Genomic DNA, 17,668 nt, shown 5'->3' with positions numbered 1-17,668 from the left:
CTCAGATGTTGCAGAAAGCGTGATGAAGATCTGCAACTGTCGCGAAGTGGAAGGCCGGCGCCTCGGCCACCAGCTCTTCCTGGCTACCAAACCCGTACCCCACCGCCACTGCCTGCAACCCATTGGCACGGGCCCCGATCAGGTCATGCTTGCGGTCACCGATCATCAACGTTTGCGCCGGGTCCAGCCCTTCCTCATCCAGCAGGTGGCGGATCAGCTCGACCTTGTTGGTCCGCGTGCCATCCAGTTCGCTGCCATAGATCACCTTGAAATGGTGATCGAAGGCGAAATGGCGGGCAATTTCCCGAGCGAATTCCCAAGGTTTGGACGTGGCGATATACAGCGTGCGGCCTTGGCCATTCAGGGCTTCGAGCAGCTCAGGCACCCCTTCGAACACCAGGTTCTCGTACAAGCCAGTGACACGGAAGCGCTCCCGGTAGAAGTTCACCGCTTCCCACGCCTTGGCTTCATCGAAGCTGTAGAACTGCATGAAGGCCTGCAGCAGCGGCGGGCCGATGAAGTGTTCGAGGCGGGCCAGGTCGGGCTCGTCGATGCCAAGCTTGGCCAGGGCATACTGGATCGAGCGGGTGATGCCCAGGCGCGGGTCGGTCAGGGTGCCGTCGAGGTCGAAGAGGATGTTCTGCTGGTGCATGTTCGTCTCGGTAGTCAGGTTCAATCCGGTTGGTCGTAGCCTTCGGCCAGGTGCTGGTCCTTGAGCTTGACGTAGTTGCCGGCGCTGTAGGGAAAGAAAGCGTGTTCCTGATCGTTCAGCGGGCGCACCTGCTTGACCGGGCTGCCCATGTACAGGTAGCCACTGACCAGGCGCTTGCCCGGCGGCACCAGGCTGCCGGCACCGATGATCACTTCGTCTTCGACGATGGCGCCATCCATGATCGTGCAACCCATGCCAACCAGGATGCGGTTGCCCAAGGTGCAGCCATGCAGCATGACCTTGTGACCGATGGTCACCTCGTCGCCGATGATCAGCGGGAAACCGTCAGGGTTGAACGGGCCTGCATGGGTAATGTGCAGCACGCTGCCGTCCTGCACGCTGGTGCGCGCGCCGATGCGGATGCGGTGCATGTCGCCGCGGATCACCGTCAGCGGCCAGACAGAGCTGTCCTCGCCGATTTCGACGTCGCCCAGGACCACCGCCGAACGGTCGACAAACGCCCTGAGTCCCACTTTCGGAGTGTGTTGCTGGAAGCTGCGGATGGCCATGATAGCGTCTCTCATCTGTACCGATAGGCAGGCTGCCTGCTGCGGTCGGCGTCGATTGTAATTAAGATGGGGCAGTGTTTCTTCTGCCAAGGTATCCAAACCGTGAGTGCGAACAACCCACTTCTGCAGTCCTACGATCTGCCGCCCTTCTCGCAAATCCGTGCCGAACACGTGTTGCCGGCGATCGAAGCGATCCTGGCCGACAACCGTAAAGCCATTGCCCAGATTCTCGAACAGCAGGGCGACCACCCTACCTGGGCCGGCCTGGTGCTGGCCATGGACGAACTCAACGACCGCCTGGCCGCCGCCTGGAGCCCGGTCAGTCACCTCAATGCAGTGTGCAACAGCCAGGAGCTGCGCGAGGCCTATGAGTCCTGCCTGCCAGCGCTGAGCGCCTACTCTACCGAACTGGGCCAGAACCGTGCGCTTTTCGAAGCCTATCAGGCACTGGCCAACAGCCCGGAAGCCGCTGGCTTCGACGTGGCGCAGAAGACTATCCTCGACCACGCTCTGCGTGACTTCCGCCTGTCCGGTATCGATCTGCCGGCCGACCAGCAGCAGCGTTATGCCGAGGTGCAGAGCAAGCTGAGCGAACTGGGCAGCCGCTTCTCCAATCAGCTGCTCGACGCCACCCAGGCCTGGACCAAGCACGTCACCGATGAAGCCGCGCTGGCTGGGCTGACCGATTCAGCCAAGGCGCAGATGGCCGCTGCCGCCCAGGCCAAGGGCCTCGACGGCTGGCTGATCACCCTGGAATTCCCCAGCTACTACGCGGTGATGACCTACGCGAGCGACCGCGCCCTGCGTGAAGAGCTGTACGCGGCCTACTGCACCCGTGCCTCGGACCAAGGCCCGAACGCCGGCCAGTTCGACAACGGCCCGGTGATGCAGCAGATCCTCGACCTGCGCCAGGAACTGGCTGGGCTGCTGGGTTACAAGAACTACGCCGAGCTGAGCCTGGCGACCAAGATGGCCGAGTCCAGCGACCAGGTGCTGAGTTTCCTGCGCGACCTGGCCAAGCGTTCCAAGCCGTTTGCCGCCCAGGACCTGGAGCAGCTCAAGGCCTACGCCGCCGAGCAGGGCTGCCCTGAGCTGGCCAGCTGGGACGCCGGTTATTTCGGCGAGAAGCTGCGCGAGCAGCGTTACAGCGTGTCGCAGGAGACCCTGCGCGCCTATTTCCCGATCGACAAAGTGCTCAGCGGCCTGTTCAGCATTGTCCAGCGCCTGTACGGCATCGAAATCGCCGAACTCAAAGGCTTCGACAGCTGGCACCCGGACGTTCGCCTGTTCGAGATCAAGGAAAACGGCCAGCACGTCGGCCGCTTCTTCTTCGACCTCTATGCCCGCGCCAACAAGCGTGGCGGTGCCTGGATGGACGGCGCCCGTGACCGCCGCCGTACAGCAGGCGGCGAGCTGCAGAGCCCGGTGGCCAACCTGGTGTGCAACTTCACCCCGGCCGCGCCTGGCAAGCCTGCGCTGCTGACCCACGATGAGGTGACCACCCTGTTCCACGAGTTCGGTCACGGCCTGCACCACATGCTGACCCGCATCGAGCATGCCGGTGTGTCCGGCATCAACGGCGTGGCTTGGGACGCGGTCGAGCTGCCGAGCCAGTTCATGGAGAATTGGTGCTGGGAGCCTGAAGGCCTGGCGTTGATCTCCAGCCACTACGAAACCGGCGCGGCCCTGCCCCAGGACTTGCTGGACAAGATGCTCGCAGCGAAAAACTTCCAGTCGGGCATGATGATGGTTCGCCAACTGGAGTTCTCGCTGTTCGACTTCGAGCTGCACGCCAGCCACGGTGACGGCCGCAGCGTGCTGCAGGTACTCGACGGCGTGCGCGACGAGGTCTCGGTGATGCGCCCGCCGGCGTACAACCGTTTCCCCAACAGCTTCGCGCACATTTTTGCGGGCGGTTACGCGGCGGGCTACTACAGCTACAAGTGGGCTGAAGTGCTGTCGGCCGATGCTTTCTCGCGCTTCGAGGAAGAAGGCGTGCTGAATGCCGACACTGGCCGCGCATTCCGTGAAGCGATCCTGGCCCGCGGCGGTTCGCGCGAACCCATGGAGCTGTTCGTGGACTTCCGTGGGCGTGAACCTTCCATTGATGCATTGCTACGCCACAGCGGCCTGACCGAGGACGCTGCGGCATGAGCGAGGTAGCTGTGAACAAGACCAAGAAACGCTTCATCGCCGGGGCGGTATGCCCGGCGTGCAGCGAGCCCGACAAGCTTATGATGTGGAGCGAAGACGACGTGCCGCATCGCGAGTGCGTGGCCTGTGGCTTCACCGACACCCTCAACGAACAGGGCCTGTCGGTGCCCAAGGAGCTCGGCACGCGGGTCAACCAGCTGGCGCCCAAGGCGGCACCAGCCAAGGTTCAGACTGTACAGTTCTTTCCTAACCCAAAACTGAAGAAACCGGCTGAGTGAAGCCGTCGTGCCGCCCGGGCCGGGTGCCCGGGCAGGCATGTGCCCGGGGTGGTAGATAGTCACCCCCCCACTTTTTGTCTGGCATAGCAAGCTCGCTTGTTCCTCAAACAGAACAAGGTGATGTGCCGTGCAAAACTCCAATCCATTGCTGCAAGGCAGCGGAACACCGGTCGACTATGCGGCGGTGACGCTGGATAACCTGCGCGCAGCGTTCGATGTGGCGCTCGATGCCCATCAGCAGGGCATCCTACGGATCATCGCCGCGCAACAAACGTTGCCGACCTGGGACGATCTGGTGCTGGCGGTGGATGCATTGGATGCACAGCTGCAGGCTGTGCTGTTCGCTGCCTCCCCGCTTACCTTCAAGGGTGACGCCTGGGCCGCACTGCTGGGTGAGCTGTATGGCAAGCTGATACTTCGCTATGAACAGAAGCTGTCGAACAAGGCGCTGCAGGCTTGCTATGTGCAGTTGGCGCAGAGCCCCCAGGGCCAGAACCTGGATGCGCATGAACGCGCAGTCATCCAGTGGTACATCAGGCAATTCAGGCTCAAGGGCGCCTTGCTCGATGAGGCCGAGTTGCAATTGCTGGCGGATGCGCAAGCCAGGATCCACGATCTGGAGGCCCGCTACCGGGCCAACATCGCCCGGGAAGGCGTTCTTGTGTCGGATGAGCAGCTGCTGGGTGGGTTCAGCCCGCGCATGCGCGAAGAATTGCGCGCCAATGCCGAAGCTTCCGGTACGCTAGGCTGGCTGATCCCGGCGGACGACCACTGGACCCGTGACGTAATGGCTGTGGCCAGCAATCGGGCACTGCGTGAAGTCGTCTATCGTCGATATCACACGCGCGGAGTCAGCGCGGACGATTCGCAGGACAATGGGAAAATCCTTGCAGAGCTGACAACCGTTCGCGCAGAGAAAGCGAAATTGCTGGGCTTTTCCGATCACGCATCGCTGAGCCTGCGCGAGAAGAGTGCCGGCAGCCTTCAACAGGTGCAAGGGTTCCTGCAGGTCTTGGCCGGCAACATCAAACCCGCCATGGGCCAGTTACGCCAGCAGCTGGATGCTCGCGCCGAGGGCCTCGGGATCGACCAGCTGCGGCCCTGGGACCGGTTGTATGTACACAGGGCTGGCGACACCGCGCAGGCGTCGCTGCCAATGGCAACGTTTCGCGAGTATTTCCCTCTGGCCAAAGTCGTCGCCAGCCTGGCGCGAATGGCGCAACAAGTGTTCGGCTTGACGCTGAAAGCCGGTAACGACGCCAAGCCGATCGCGACCTGGCACGAGAGCGTGATGGCTTTTGAAGTCTGGCAGGACCATGCCTACATTGGGCTGCTGTATCTGGATGCCGTTCAGTACCCTGGTAAACAGGCCGATCTGGTCGAGACGCGCTACGTGCGCAATCGCCGGGTCGATGCCGAAGGCGTCTATCAGGCGGCGGTGGTGATGGTATTCACCGATGTGCCTGCCGGCCTCGGCCAGGAGCCGCCACTGCTCGACCACTTTGCTCTACGCAAGATTCATCATGAATTCGGGCACGCATTGCACCATCTGCTGGTGCGTACCACGACTCACGTCGGCTCTGCGGTGAGCCTGTTGGGCACCGATGGTGTGGAGACGTACGGCAAGCTGCTGGAACGTTGGGCGTGGGAGCCGGATTATCTAGTCGATATCTCGTCACACAAGGATTCCGGCGAGAAACTGGGCCTGGAAGAAACAAGGACGCTACTGGCCGCATTGCAGCGAGAAGAGGTTGAAGGCGCCGCGCAGAACCTGGTGATGGCATTGTTCGATCTGGACCTGCATGCCTCGCCGGATGACGGCCAGAGCTTGCAGCAGCGGCTCGATGCTGCACGGGAACTTTGCGGCTACTGGCCTCTGGAGGATTTCGAGAACCCGGCGCATGCATTCGATTACCTGGTCGACCACTATGACGCCGGCTACTACGCGTACGTGTGGTCCGATGTGCATGCTTTCGATCTGTTCTCGCGGTTCAGGACCAATGGCTTGCTGGACCGTGCGACGGGGCGGGCACTGCAAGAAGAATTGCTTGCCCATGGCTCGGCGCGTCCATTGTTGACAAGCATTGAAGCGTTTCTCGGGCGACCGGTTGACCTCGGTCCCTATCTGCACTGGCATGGTCTGGCCTGAGCAGGCTGCGCTGACCAGAGGTGCTGGAAAGATCATCCAAGCCGATATACTGTTCATGCATACAGCATGAGGCCTGCCGATGATCTTTCCTGCAGCAAAAAAGGGCCGTGGCACGGCGCACAATCCGCACAACCGCTTCGCCCCGAGCCATTCGGTTGCCGAGGATGACGGTTGGTATCAAGAAGTACCGCAGACGCAGGGTACCGAGGTGCGGATTGAAACCGCGAAGTCGGTCATCAGCCGCAACACCTCACCGGACTTGCCCTTCGACCGTTCCATCAATCCTTACCGAGGTTGCGAGCATGGCTGCATCTACTGCTATGCCCGCCCTTCGCATGCCTACTGGGACCTCTCCCCTGGCCTGGATTTCGAGACCAAGCTGATAGCCAAGACCAATGCCGCCGAGGTGCTTGCACAGCAGTTGAGCAAACCGGGCTACGTCTGTGCGCCGATCAACCTGGGCTCCAACACCGACCCCTATCAGCCCATCGAGCGTGAGCAACAGCTGACACGAAGGGTGCTGGAAGTACTGTTGCGTTTTCGCCATCCGGTGACCATCGTCACCAAGGGCGCGCTGGTTTTGCGCGACCTCGACCTGCTGGCGGACATGGCCAGGCAACGCCTGGCACGGGTGATGATCAGCCTCACTACCCTGGACGACGACCTCAAGCGGGTGCTTGAGCCCCGCGCAGCTTCACCCAAGGCGAGGTTGCGGGCCATCCGCGTCTTGCGCGAAGCCGGTGTGCCGGTAGGTGTCTTGTGCTCGCCGATGATTCCGATGATCAACGACAGCGAACTGGAGCACTTGCTGGAGGCTGCCAAGGAGGCGGGTGCGCAGAGCGCCGCCTACATGATGCTGCGCCTGCCGCTGGAAGTGGCGCCATTGTTCGAGCAGTGGCTGCAGGACCATTACCCGCAACGCGCGGCCCATGTGCTGAGCCTGATACGGCAGAGCCGAGGTGGCGAGTTGTATGACAGCCGCTTTGGTGCACGGATGCGTGGCGAAGGAGTCTTTGCCGAATTGCTCGCACAACGTTTTGCCAAGGCGATGAAGCGCCTGGACTTTGCCGGGCGCGAGGCACAGGCCCTTGACTGCTCGGCGTTCTGCCCGCCGGGCGGGCAAATGGCGCTGTTCTGATAACAAGGGCCATCCCCAGCTCAGCTAATCCGAGATAATAATTGTGCTAATGACGCTTGGCAGTTGATGCTTTTTTGCTATTATTCAGATCCCGCCTTTTCGATCTGGAACACCCGTTCTAGAGCCTCCGAATTAAGTTTCAATTAAGTTTTCCTCGCTAGCGTAGGGATCCGGTCAACGAAGACTGTGATTTATCGCCCGTGCGTGTCATCTAAATCTGCGCATAGCCAGAATCTTTCACCGGTAAAATGGATTTACCAACACACCGTCAAGAGGATGAATCATGCCCGTAAAGGACCCATCCAAGGTCGTTCCGCCAGCTCCAGCGGAGAGCGCCGATGCCGCTCTGAAGCACATCGTCGACGGCTTCCTGCGCTTTCACCATGACGTCTTCCCTGAGCAGCAGGAGCTGTTCAAGAAGCTCGCCACCGCGCAAACCCCGCGCGCCATGTTCATCACCTGTGCCGACTCGCGTATCGTTCCCGAGCTGATTACCCAGAGCTCGCCGGGCGACCTGTTCGTCACCCGTAACGTCGGTAACGTAGTGCCGCCTTATGGCCAGATGAACGGCGGCGTTTCCAGCGCCATCGAGTACGCCGTGCTGGCGCTGAAAGTGCACCACATCATCGTCTGCGGCCACTCTGACTGTGGCGCCATGCGAGCGGTGCTGAACCCGCAGTCGCTGACCAAGATGCCGACTGTTTCCGCCTGGTTGCGTCACGCCGAAGTGGCCCGCACCGTGGTCGAGAACAACTGTTCTTGCGGTAGCGAGCACGAAACCATGCAAGTGCTGACCAAGGAAAACGTCATCGCCCAGCTGCATCACCTGCGCACCCACCCGTCGGTGGCTTCGCGCCTGGCAGCGGGTGAGCTGTTCATCCATGGCTGGGTCTACGACATCGAGACCAGCAAGATCGAGGCCTACGACGCAGCCAGTGACAGCTTCATGCCACTGACCGCAGGCGAGCCCGTGCCCTGCGCTACTCCGAGAGGCCGCTACTAAGCGACCCGTCCACAGCTGAACATTGAATAGCCGGCTGCACCCATCGCGGGTGTGGCGCGGCCTTCGGCTGCCTTGAAAATGCCCTGACTGCCCTGCCGGCGAACTCGCTGGCGGCTCGCGCCTGCGCGCTCGTCAGGGGCCACACGTGCCCACGGCCAGGGGAATGGCCGTGCGACAGAGAAAGGAGAACGATGGTGAACATGACACAGTTGAAAGCGGCCCTGCCGCGCGAGTTGCTGGCGTCGGTGGTGGTCTTTCTGGTCGCCCTGCCGTTATGCATGGGTATTGCGATTGCGTCGGGCATGCCGCCAGCCAAGGGGCTGATCACCGGTATCATCGGTGGCATTGTGGTTGGCTTCCTGGCGGGTTCGCCGCTGCAAGTCAGCGGCCCGGCAGCAGGCCTGGCGGTGCTGGTGTTCGAGCTGGTGCGTCAACATGGCATGGCGATGCTTGGGCCTATCCTGCTACTCGCGGGGATTCTGCAATTGCTGGCTGGGCGCTTGCGCCTGGGATGCTGGTTCCGTGTCACGGCGCCTGCCGTGGTGTACGGCATGCTCGCGGGTATTGGTGTGCTGATCGTGTTGTCACAGGTGCACGTGATGTTCGACACGGCGCCCCAGCCGTCGGGCCTGCAGAACCTTCTGGAGTTCCCAGCCACCTTGGCTGCGGCCCTGCCTCAGGAAAGCGCCGGCTCCGGTTGGATGGCTGGCGCGCTGGGGTTGGGCACGATCGCCATCATGTGGGGTTGGGAACGCCTGCGGCCGCAAAAGCTGCGCTTCGTGCCGGGCGCCTTGCTGGGCGTGACGGCGATGACCGCGATCGCCATGTGGCTGGCGCTGCCGGTGAATCGGGTGCAAGTACCGGCAGACCTGTCCGAAGCCATCGACTGGATACGCCCGGACGACCTGCTGAAGCTTGCTGATCCAGGTTTGTTGGTGGCGGCATTCGCCTTGGCCTTCATCGCCAGTGCCGAGACGCTGCTGTCGGCAGCAGCGGTAGACCGCATGCACAGCGGCCAACGCTCGGACTTCGACCGTGAACTGTCGGCGCAGGGTATCGGCAACATGCTCTGTGGTGTACTCGGCGCCCTGCCGATGACCGGGGTGATCGTGCGCAGTTCGGCCAACGTCCAGGCAGGCGCGCAAACCCGTGTCTCGGCGATCTTGCATGGACTGTGGTTGCTGGCGTTCGTGGTGGTGCTGAGTAGCGTGCTGCAGCAGATTCCGGTGGCGAGCCTGGCGGGTGTGCTGGTGTTCACCGGCATCAAACTGGTCGATTTCAAGGCGCTGCGAGGCCTGAGCCGCTATGGGCGGATGCCGATGTTCACCTACGTGGCGACGGCCATGGCGATCATCTTCACCGACCTGTTGACGGGGGTACTGCTGGGCTTTGCCCTGACACTGCTGAAGCTGGCGTTCAAGGCCGCGCGCCTGAAAATCTGCCTTGTCCAGCTCGAGCCCCGCGGCCATATGGAGTTGCGCCTGAGCGGGGCGGCTACGTTCCTCAAGGTACCAGCACTGACCCAGGTGCTGGATAGCGTGCCAGCCGGCACCACCCTGCATGTTCCGCTGGCCAACCTGACCTACATCGACCATTCATGCCTGGAACTGCTGGAGGATTGGAGCAAGACCAGCGGCTCCACGCTGCGTATCGAGCAGCGAGGCCTCAAGCGCAGGGTGGAGGGCCGCTTGCGCAGTGTTGCTGGCGCCTGAGGTCAGCGCTTGACCTCGATCATCCCCGGTGCACCCGGCCATGTACCTGTCAGGTTCACGGTGCGGGTGCCGCCCAGCCACTCGCTGGCGGGCGTGTTCCACCTCATCGACTTGCGCGTGTTGGAGCCGAGGTTGATGAACTCCGCGGTCAGTACCATCTCAGTGGCGGTCAGGGGGATTTCCCCGAAGCTGGTCGAACTTCCGCCGACGATGGTCCTGGACTCTTTGATCGGGCCTTCGGGGGTCTGGTAGGTCAGTGTGACCTTGGTGGTGTAGGTGGTGAAGGATGACGCCTTGCTATCCACCAGCAGGTTCAGCACACCGATCTTGCCGACCCAGCTGGGGATCAGCACGCGGCTGCCTGCGAACGAGGCAAAGGTGTAGGCGACAGGCAGTGGTTCGGTTGCTACCTCACCGCTTTTTGCCGGCAAGGTATGCATCTCGACTTCACTGGCGTTGCTGGTGAACACGTAGCTCGCCTTGCCACTGCCGTTGATGCCGTCTTCACCGAGCAGGCGGTTGAGCCCGCTTGCGCTACCTGAGACGGTGAAGCTGGCTTTGCTCTTCTTTGCCACCGCATTCAGGCCACTGCTGGCGTAGATCACCGAGGTCACCACGCCGAAGCCTTCGGAGATGCCAGCGCTGGTCGCCATGTTCAACTTGCGCGCCTGGCCGAGCAGCCAATCGTACTGATCGGCAACGATGGCAAGGTTGCTGATGGCGTGCTCACCGCTGATCGCGAACTCCGAGGTAATGGAATTCTCCTTGTCGAAGGTCCATTCCAGCGCAGCATCGGGTTTGACCTCGGCACCTGTGTTCGGGTCAAAGATCATCCCGCCGACATTGGCGTTGATGCGGTTGCACGTCACGCCAGATGACTTGAAATCCCACTTGCGGCTTTGCTGACTCTTGCTGATTTCGACGCCCGGAAGGCAATCGACGACCAGCTTGAAGTCGCCGGTGTCGGCGTCGATGATGCCGACCGCGCCCGGCTTGATGGAGGGATTGAGGCCCCAGTTGCCCCATATCGTTGGATAGGTTCCGCGCAGCAGGTCCGTATAAATCCTGTTTCTTCTGATCGTCATTGTCATCACCTGAAAGTGGAAAATGGCCGCCCGGAGGCGGCCTGATGACAGTAATGATCGAAGGCGGGGTGCAGCAGCGGGAGCGTTTTCCCTCGCCCGGGCTGCAGGTCAGGCGCTGGCCTGGCCGAACTCCACATTCAGCTGGCGCGACAGGCATGGCCAGCGTTTCCAGGCTTCACCGGTTTGCGGGCTGCTGAGCGTTTCACGGTAGGCTTCCACCGACTCTGCGGCGAAGCTTTCGTCGTCCAGCATCTCGTCCACCGAATGATGCACCACCTCATCCAGCTGGTTGGCGAAGGTTTCGCCGATCAGTTGGTGGGCGATGAGGTTGGCCACCGTGGTATCGACCGGGATCAGGGGTTGCTGGAAGTGGCGGATGTACAGGTCGTTGACCTCCTCTACCAGACGGTGCGCCAGGTAGGCTTCATCCAGCAGACAGTCGAGGCCGACATGCCCCTGCATCACGCTTGGCGGCTGCAGGAAATAGGCTTCGGCAATTTTCAGTACAGGTTTGATCTGCGACTCGATCCCGGCTTCGCGCGCCACAGTGTGGGCGGCTTCCAGCAGTTCCGGAACCTGATCGATGTAAGCGCTGACGAAGCGCGCCAAAGTACCCTGGGCGTCCTGCTCAGGCAGTTGGATCGAGGGGTGCAGGTGAGGCAGTTGCAGCTCGAGACGCTTTTTCAGTTGGCCGGTGCGGCTTTCATGATCGTGGGCTTGGCTAATCTGCTCGCGTACAGCAGCGATGTTCATGACAACTCCAGGGACAAGACGTTTCAAACGGAAGACACTAAGTTAGCTCGGTATACAGAATACCTAAGACGCATTTGTTATAAATCCCGCAAACGTGTGCGCAGTTCGGCATATGCGATCGCCACTATTTTGCCATATCCGCTCAAGCCCGGGCTTTTGCTCGGGTTCGAGCGTTTCTTCAGGTTGATTTCGCCAGCGTCGTTGCGTGGCATTGGTCGCTGTCTATACTCCGCTTGAACGTGATTCGTTGATGAGGCCCGACTGCTTTTTGCAGGGGCTCGGTCGTCGAAGCCAGGCAGTCTTGACCGCCGTTCCCTCTTGCCGCAGGCCACGCCTCCGGGACTACAAGAACGAGAAGGGGAACCCGCAATGATGCGACATCCACCTGTCTGGATGGGCCTGCTGTTGTGGTCGGTTCTTGGCCAGGCCAACGCCGCCTGGACCGTGAACATGCACCCGGGGGCGACGGAAGTCTCCAACGCCGTGTTCGACCTGCACATGACGATCTTCTGGATCTGCGTGATCATCGGCGTCGTGGTATTCGGCGCGATGTTCTGGTCGATGGTCATCCATCGCCGCTCCACCGGGCAGCAGCCAGCACATTTCCACGAGCACACCTGGGTGGAAATCCTCTGGACCATCGTCCCCTTCCTGATCCTCGTGGCCATGGCCATTCCGGCCACCAAGACCCTGATCGACATCTACGATGCCAGCGAATCGGACATCGACATCCAGGTCACCGGCTACCAGTGGAAGTGGCACTACAAGTACCTGGGCCAGGACGTGGAGTTCTTCAGCAACCTGGCAACCCCGGCTGATCAGATCCACAACAAGGCACCCAAGGACGAGCACTACCTGCTCGAAGTCGACCAGCCGCTGGTACTGCCGGTGGGTGCCAAGGTGCGCTTCCTGGTAACCGCCGCCGACGTCATCCACTCCTGGTGGGTGCCGGCCTTCGCGGTCAAGCGCGACGCCATCCCCGGCTTCGTCAACGAAGCCTGGACCCGTATCGAGAAGCCCGGCATCTACCGCGGCCAGTGCACCGAGCTGTGCGGCAAGGACCACGGCTTCATGCCGGTGGTGGTCGAGGTCAAGTCCAAGGCCGACTACGACACCTGGCTCGGCGAACGCAAGGCCGAGGCGGCCAAGCTCAAGGAGTTGACCAGCAAGGACTGGACCCTCGAAGAACTGGTCGAGCGTGGCGACAAGGTCTACCACACCACCTGCGTGGCCTGTCACCAGGCCGAGGGCCAGGGCCTGCCACCGATGTTCCCGGCGCTCAAGGGATCGAAAGTGGCCACCGGGCCGAAGGAAGACCATCTGGGCGTGGTGTTCCATGGCCGCCCCGGCACCGCAATGGCCGCGTTCGGCAAGCAGCTCTCGGAAGTCGACATCGCCGCCGTGGTTACCTACGAGCGCAACGCCTGGGGCAACAACAAGGGCGACATGGTCACGCCGAAGGACGTGCTGGCGCTCAAGCAGGCAGAAGCCAAGTGAACCGGGTTTTGCGCGGCAATCAGTGGATTGCAGGAGACAGGACATGAGTGCAGTGATCGACGACCACGCCCACGGCCATGACCACGCCCACGGCCCGGCCAAGGGCTTGATGCGCTGGGTGCTGACCACCAACCACAAAGACATCGGCACGATGTACCTGTGGTTCGCCTTCATGATGTTCCTGCTCGGCGGCTCGTTCGCCATGGTGATTCGCGCCGAGCTGTTCCAGCCCGGGTTGCAGATCGTCGAGCCGGCGTTCTTCAACCAGATGACCACCATGCATGGCCTGATCATGGTCTTCGGCGCGGTGATGCCGGCGTTCGTCGGCCTGGCCAACTGGATGATCCCGCTGATGATCGGCGCGCCAGACATGGCCCTGCCGCGCATGAACAACTTCAGCTTCTGGCTGCTGCCGGCGGCCTTCCTGCTGCTGGTCTCGACCCTGTTCAGCCCGGGCGGCGGGCCGAATTTCGGCTGGACTTTCTACGCCCCGCTGTCGACCACTTATGCGCCGGCCAGCGTCACCTTCTTCATCTTTGCCATCCACTTGATGGGCATCAGCTCGATCATGGGCGCGATCAACGTGATCGCCACCATCCTCAACCTGCGCGCCCCGGGCATGACCCTGATGAAGATGCCGCTGTTCGTCTGGACCTGGCTGATCACCGCATTCCTGTTGATCGCGGTAATGCCGGTGCTGGCTGGGGTAGTGACCATGATGCTGATGGACATCCATTTCGGCACCAGCTTCTTCAGCGCCGCTGGTGGCGGTGACCCGGTGCTGTTCCAGCATGTGTTCTGGTTCTTCGGCCATCCCGAGGTGTACATCATGATCCTGCCGGCGTTCGGTGCGGTCAGCTCGATCATCCCGGCGTTCTCGCGCAAGCCACTGTTTGGCTACACCTCGATGGTCTACGCCACCGGCGCGATTGCCTTCCTCTCGTTCATCGTGTGGGCCCACCACATGTTCGTGGTCGGCATCCCGGTAGTCGGCGAGCTGTTTTTCATGTACGCCACCATGCTCATCGCCGTGCCCACCGGGGTGAAGGTGTTCAACTGGGTCAGCACCATGTGGGAGGGCTCGCTCAGCTTCGAGACGCCGATGCTGTTCGCCATCGCCTTCGTCATCCTGTTCACCATTGGCGGCTTCTCCGGGTTGATGCTGGCCATCGCCCCGGCGGACTTCCAGTACCACGACACCTATTTCGTGGTGGCGCACTTCCACTATGTGCTGGTGCCCGGGGCGATCTTCGGCATCTTTGCCTCGGCCTACTACTGGCTGCCGAAATGGACCGGCCACATGTACGACGAAACCCTGGGCAAGTTGCACTTCTGGCTGTCCTTCGTCGGCATGAACATGGCCTTCTTCCCCATGCACTTCGTGGGGTTGGCCGGTATGCCGCGGCGTATTCCGGACTACAACCTGCAGTTCGCCGACTTCAACATGGTGTCGTCGATCGGCGCCTTCCTGTTTGGCGCCACGCAGGTCTTCTTCCTGTTCATCGTCATCAAGTGCATCCGTGGCGGCGCACCCGCCCCGGCCAAGCCCTGGGATGGAGCGGAGGGCCTTGAATGGTCGATCCCATCGCCGGCGCCCTACCACACCTTCCAGACCCCGCCGGAAGTGAAGTAGGAGCGCCGCCATGAACGGCTCGTCACTCAAGCGCCTGGTCACTCGCCTGCTGCTGCTGACGGTGGTGATGTTCGCCTTCGGCTTTGCCCTGGTGCCGATGTATGACGTGATGTGCAAGGCCTTCGGCATCAACGGCAAGACGGGCGTGCAGTACGAGGGCAGCCAGGTCAGCGACCCGACGCGCTCGGTGCGGGTGCAGTTCATGTCGACCAACGCCAGCGACATGGTCTGGGACTTCTACTCCACCGGTGACGAGCTCGAGGTCAACCCGGGAGCGGTGAACCAGATGATCTTCATCGCGCACAACCCGACCAACCGGCCGATGAGTGCGCAAGCGATACCCAGCATCACCCCGGCCGAGGCCGCGGCGTACTTCCACAAGACCGAGTGCTTCTGCTTCACCCAGCAGGTGCTGCAGCCTGGCGAACGCATCGAGATGCCGGTGCGCTTCATCGTCGACCGCGACCTGCCGGCCAGCGTGAAACACCTGACACTGGCCTACACCTTGTTCGACATCACTGCGCGTCACCCGCCGGTCGCCCATGCCGCGGTACAGGACGTCCAGGGCGCCCGTTGAGGGAAGGAGAACAGCAATGGCAAGTCATGAGCACTACTACGTTCCTGCGCAGAGCAAATGGCCGATCATCGCCACCATCGGCATGTTCATCACGGTGTTCGGGCTTGGCATCTGGTTCAACGACATGAAGGCCGGCCACCCCTCGTCGCACGGGCCGCTGATCTTCTTCATCGGTGCGCTGTTCCTGGCCTACATGCTGTTCGGCTGGTTCGGCTCGGTGGTCCGCGAGAGCCGGGCCGGGCTGTACAGCCCGCAGCTGGACCGCTCGTTCCGCTGGGGCATGAGCTGGTTCATCTTTTCGGAAGTGATGTTCTTCCTGGCCTTCTTCGGTGCGCTGTTCTATGTGCGGGTGCTCGCCGGGCCGTGGCTGGGCGGTGATGGGGCCAAAGGGGTAGCGCACATGCTATGGCCGACGTTCGAGTTTACCTGGCCGCTGTTGCACACGCCCGACCCGAAACTGTTCCCGCCGCCCAAGGAAGTGATCGACCCCTGGCACCTGCCGCTCATCAATACCATCCTGCTGGTCAGCTCCAGCGTGACCATTACCCTCGCTCACCACGCCCTGCGCCGTGACCATCGTGGGCCGCTGAAATTCTGGATGGCGCTGACCATCCTGCTGGGTGTCAGCTTCATCACGCTGCAGGCCTACGAGTACCACGAGGCCTACACCAAGCTGGGGCTGACCTTGGGCTCGGGCATTTATGGCGCCACGTTCTTCATGCTCACGGGCTTCCACGGTGCCCACGTGACCTTGGGTACGATCATCCTGATGGTGATGTTCGTGCGCATCCTGCGCGGGCACTTCAACCCCGACAAGCACTTCGGTTTCGAGGCCGCGAGCTGGTACTGGCACTTCGTCGATGTGGTGTGGGTCGGGCTGTTCATCTTTGTGTATGTGCTGTGATCAGAACGGTGCGTGAGACACCAGCTGGCCACTAATGAAGCCCCAGGCCACCAGGCCGATGGTCAGGGCCGCGAGGGTCACCCGCACGGTCAGGGCTTTCAGCAAGCGGGTCGAGTTGTCATCGTCCTTGACCAGAAACACCAGGCCACTGAACAGGCTGGCGACCGTGGCCAACAGCATCAGGACAATCGCGGCCTTGAGCATGGCGATACTCCGGGGGGATGCGGTGATGTGGATAAGTATAGCGATTGGCCCGGCGAGGCTGCGATGAGGCGGTTCCGACCAGGCTGGATACCGACCCTGGTAGTGCTCGCGCTGCTGCCGGGATTGATCGCGCTTGGCTGTTGGCAGCTTGGCCGGGCTGAAGAGAAGCGCGTCCTGCTGGAGGTCTATGCCCAGCGTGAGGCCGATGCCCCGCTGGCCACCACCCAGTTGTTGCAGACGCCTGACTCAGCCTACCGCCGGGTCCACCTCTACGGCCGTTTTGACGCCGGGCACAGCGTGCTGCTGGACAACCGCATGCGTGACGGCCAGGCCGGCGTCGAGCTGTTGCAACCCTTCCATGACCAGGCCAGTGGCCTATGGCTGCTGGTCAACCGTGGCTGGCTGCCATGGCCGGACCGTCGCTTGCCGGTGCATTTCGACACCCCCGAGCAAGCCTTGGCGCTGAACGCGTCGGTGTATGTGGCGCCAGGCAGCAGTTTCCAGCTCCATCCCGACCCCGTCGGCGGGCAATGGCCGCACCTGCTCACTGCGGTCGACGCTACTCACGTGTGGCAGCAGCTCGATCGCGAAGGCTTTGCCCATGAATTACGCCTGGAACCCGGCCCGGCTGCGTATCGACTGGACTGGCCGATCGTCGCCATGGGACCGGAAAAACACCTCGGTTACGCCGTGCAGTGGTTCGCATTGGCCATTGCTCTGGTACTGCTCTACCTCTATTTCGGCTGGCACAACAACAAGGAGAAACAGCATGGCCACCGCCACTCCACTGGACCTGCCTGAACGTAGCAAGCCCAGAGCCCGCGGGCGTTTGCAGCTGATCTTGATCCTGCTGGTGGTGCTCGGGCCAATGATCCTGGCCACCTGCATGTACAAACTTAAGTTCTGGGTGCCGGAAGGGCGTAGCTACCACGGCGCGATGATCGGCAATGGCGAGAGCCGCGCCGACATAGGCATTGCAGGCGAGGACCCGCGTTGGCAACTGCTGGTGACCGCGCCCGGTGCTTGCGCCGAGGATTGCCAACGCCTGGTGTACCTGGTGCGGCAGATCCAGGTCGGCCTGGGCCGCGACGCCGGCCGAGCCAGCCATGCCTTGGCCGCTGCCCAGCCATTGTCCAGCGACTATCAGGTGCTGCTGGGGCGTGAGTATCCACAGCTGCAACGCTATCCGCTGGATGCCCCGCGCTACCTGCAGAAGGTCGGCGAACCCGGCCCGCAACTGTGGATTGTCGACCCGCACGGCAACCTGGTGCTGCGCTACGACGGCAAGGTCAACGGCAAACACGTGCTCGACGACCTGCGCCACCTGCTCAAGCTGTCCAATATCGGCTAGGAGCCTGCC

The 17,668-nt window shown here is 62.0% G+C and carries 17 protein-coding genes; 12 read left to right on the top strand and 5 right to left on the bottom strand.

What is annotated here, in order from left to right; genetic code table 11:
• Window position 1: 1 nt before the first annotated feature.
• Both ACQKPS_RS04520 and ACQKPS_RS04515 read right to left on the bottom strand, forming a co-directional pair.
• A complete protein-coding gene (locus ACQKPS_RS04520) occupies window positions 2–652 on the bottom strand; it encodes an HAD family hydrolase (RefSeq protein WP_427602951.1) in 651 nt (216 codons plus the stop codon).
• Between the two features lie 20 nt (window positions 653–672).
• The gene (locus ACQKPS_RS04515; protein ID WP_283723524.1) at window positions 673–1,221 is read right to left on the bottom strand and encodes a gamma carbonic anhydrase family protein; all 549 of its coding nucleotides are present in this window, start codon (window positions 1,219–1,221) and stop codon (window positions 673–675) included.
• Between the two features lie 102 nt (window positions 1,222–1,323).
• Here ACQKPS_RS04515 and prlC point away from each other — a divergent pair, with 102 nt between their 5' ends.
• From prlC to ACQKPS_RS04485, 6 genes are all read left to right on the top strand, one after another.
• On the top strand, window positions 1,324–3,375 hold the full coding sequence (gene prlC / locus ACQKPS_RS04510) for an oligopeptidase A (RefSeq protein ID WP_427602949.1): 2,052 nt from the start codon (window positions 1,324–1,326) through the stop codon (window positions 3,373–3,375).
• On the top strand, window positions 3,372–3,653 hold the full coding sequence (locus tag ACQKPS_RS04505) for a YheV family putative zinc ribbon protein (RefSeq protein ID WP_054884391.1): 282 nt from the start codon (window positions 3,372–3,374) through the stop codon (window positions 3,651–3,653). Before prlC ends, ACQKPS_RS04505 begins: the two co-directional genes overlap by 4 nt.
• A 145-nt stretch (window positions 3,654–3,798) precedes the next feature.
• On the top strand, window positions 3,799–5,802 hold the full coding sequence (locus ACQKPS_RS04500; protein WP_427602947.1) for a M3 family metallopeptidase: 2,004 nt from the start codon (window positions 3,799–3,801) through the stop codon (window positions 5,800–5,802).
• Between the two features lie 79 nt (window positions 5,803–5,881).
• Window positions 5,882–6,940, top strand: coding sequence for a PA0069 family radical SAM protein (locus ACQKPS_RS04495; RefSeq protein ID WP_427602945.1), 1,059 nt, complete (start codon window positions 5,882–5,884; stop codon window positions 6,938–6,940).
• A gap of 283 nt (window positions 6,941–7,223) precedes the next feature.
• Entirely contained in the window at window positions 7,224–7,943 is a 720-nt protein-coding gene (locus tag ACQKPS_RS04490; protein ID WP_176508424.1) for a carbonic anhydrase, read from the top strand.
• Window positions 7,944–8,134: 191 nt separating this feature from the next.
• Window positions 8,135–9,655: a SulP family inorganic anion transporter gene (locus ACQKPS_RS04485; RefSeq protein ID WP_427602942.1), complete on the top strand. Its 1,521-nt coding sequence runs from the start codon at window positions 8,135–8,137 to the stop codon at window positions 9,653–9,655.
• Window positions 9,656–9,657: 2 nt separating this feature from the next.
• On the opposite strand, the gene ACQKPS_RS04480 is transcribed toward ACQKPS_RS04485, so the two are convergent.
• Window positions 9,658–10,740, bottom strand: coding sequence for a hypothetical protein (locus ACQKPS_RS04480; RefSeq protein WP_254482442.1), 1,083 nt, complete (start codon window positions 10,738–10,740; stop codon window positions 9,658–9,660).
• Window positions 10,741–10,848: 108 nt separating this feature from the next.
• Window positions 10,849–11,493 (bottom strand): hypothetical protein, encoded by a 645-nt coding sequence (locus tag ACQKPS_RS04475; RefSeq protein WP_254482445.1) that lies wholly within the window; start codon window positions 11,491–11,493, stop codon window positions 10,849–10,851.
• Between the two features lie 369 nt (window positions 11,494–11,862).
• On the opposite strand from ACQKPS_RS04475, the gene coxB reads away from it, so the two are divergent.
• The 4 genes from coxB to ACQKPS_RS04455 are packed head-to-tail and all read left to right on the top strand — an operon-like array spanning window position 11,863 to window position 16,104.
• Entirely contained in the window at window positions 11,863–12,990 is a 1,128-nt protein-coding gene (gene coxB / locus ACQKPS_RS04470; RefSeq protein WP_254482449.1) for a cytochrome c oxidase subunit II, read from the top strand.
• 43 nt (window positions 12,991–13,033) lie between these two features.
• Window positions 13,034–14,623 (top strand): cytochrome c oxidase subunit I, encoded by a 1,590-nt coding sequence (ctaD, locus tag ACQKPS_RS04465; RefSeq protein WP_254482450.1) that lies wholly within the window; start codon window positions 13,034–13,036, stop codon window positions 14,621–14,623.
• A gap of 10 nt (window positions 14,624–14,633) precedes the next feature.
• The gene (locus tag ACQKPS_RS04460) at window positions 14,634–15,200 is read left to right on the top strand and encodes a cytochrome c oxidase assembly protein (protein WP_254482451.1); all 567 of its coding nucleotides are present in this window, start codon (window positions 14,634–14,636) and stop codon (window positions 15,198–15,200) included.
• Window positions 15,201–15,216: 16 nt separating this feature from the next.
• The gene (locus ACQKPS_RS04455) at window positions 15,217–16,104 is read left to right on the top strand and encodes a cytochrome c oxidase subunit 3 (RefSeq protein ID WP_254482452.1); all 888 of its coding nucleotides are present in this window, start codon (window positions 15,217–15,219) and stop codon (window positions 16,102–16,104) included.
• On the opposite strand, the gene ACQKPS_RS04450 is transcribed toward ACQKPS_RS04455, so the two are convergent.
• Complete coding sequence (locus ACQKPS_RS04450) at window positions 16,105–16,308, bottom strand: twin transmembrane helix small protein (RefSeq protein ID WP_254482453.1); 204 nt, start codon at window positions 16,306–16,308, stop codon at window positions 16,105–16,107.
• Between the two features lie 63 nt (window positions 16,309–16,371).
• Here ACQKPS_RS04450 and ACQKPS_RS04445 point away from each other — a divergent pair, with 63 nt between their 5' ends.
• Together ACQKPS_RS04445 and ACQKPS_RS04440 are read left to right on the top strand one after the other, a co-directional pair.
• Window positions 16,372–17,109 carry an SURF1 family protein gene (locus tag ACQKPS_RS04445; protein ID WP_254482455.1) on the top strand — a complete coding sequence of 246 codons (738 nt, stop codon included), beginning with the start codon at window positions 16,372–16,374 and terminating at the stop codon, window positions 17,107–17,109.
• Window positions 17,078–17,659 carry a hypothetical protein gene (locus ACQKPS_RS04440; RefSeq protein ID WP_254482457.1) on the top strand — a complete coding sequence of 194 codons (582 nt, stop codon included), beginning with the start codon at window positions 17,078–17,080 and terminating at the stop codon, window positions 17,657–17,659. Before ACQKPS_RS04445 ends, ACQKPS_RS04440 begins: the two co-directional genes overlap by 32 nt.
• Window positions 17,660–17,668: the final 9 nt, after the last annotated feature.

Origin of the sequence: Pseudomonas sp. NPDC086566, assembly GCF_050280885.1 — a bacterium.
Lineage (GTDB): Bacteria > Pseudomonadota > Gammaproteobacteria > Pseudomonadales > Pseudomonadaceae > Aquipseudomonas > Aquipseudomonas vlassakiae.
This window is presented reverse-complemented; position numbering and strand designations above follow the sequence as displayed.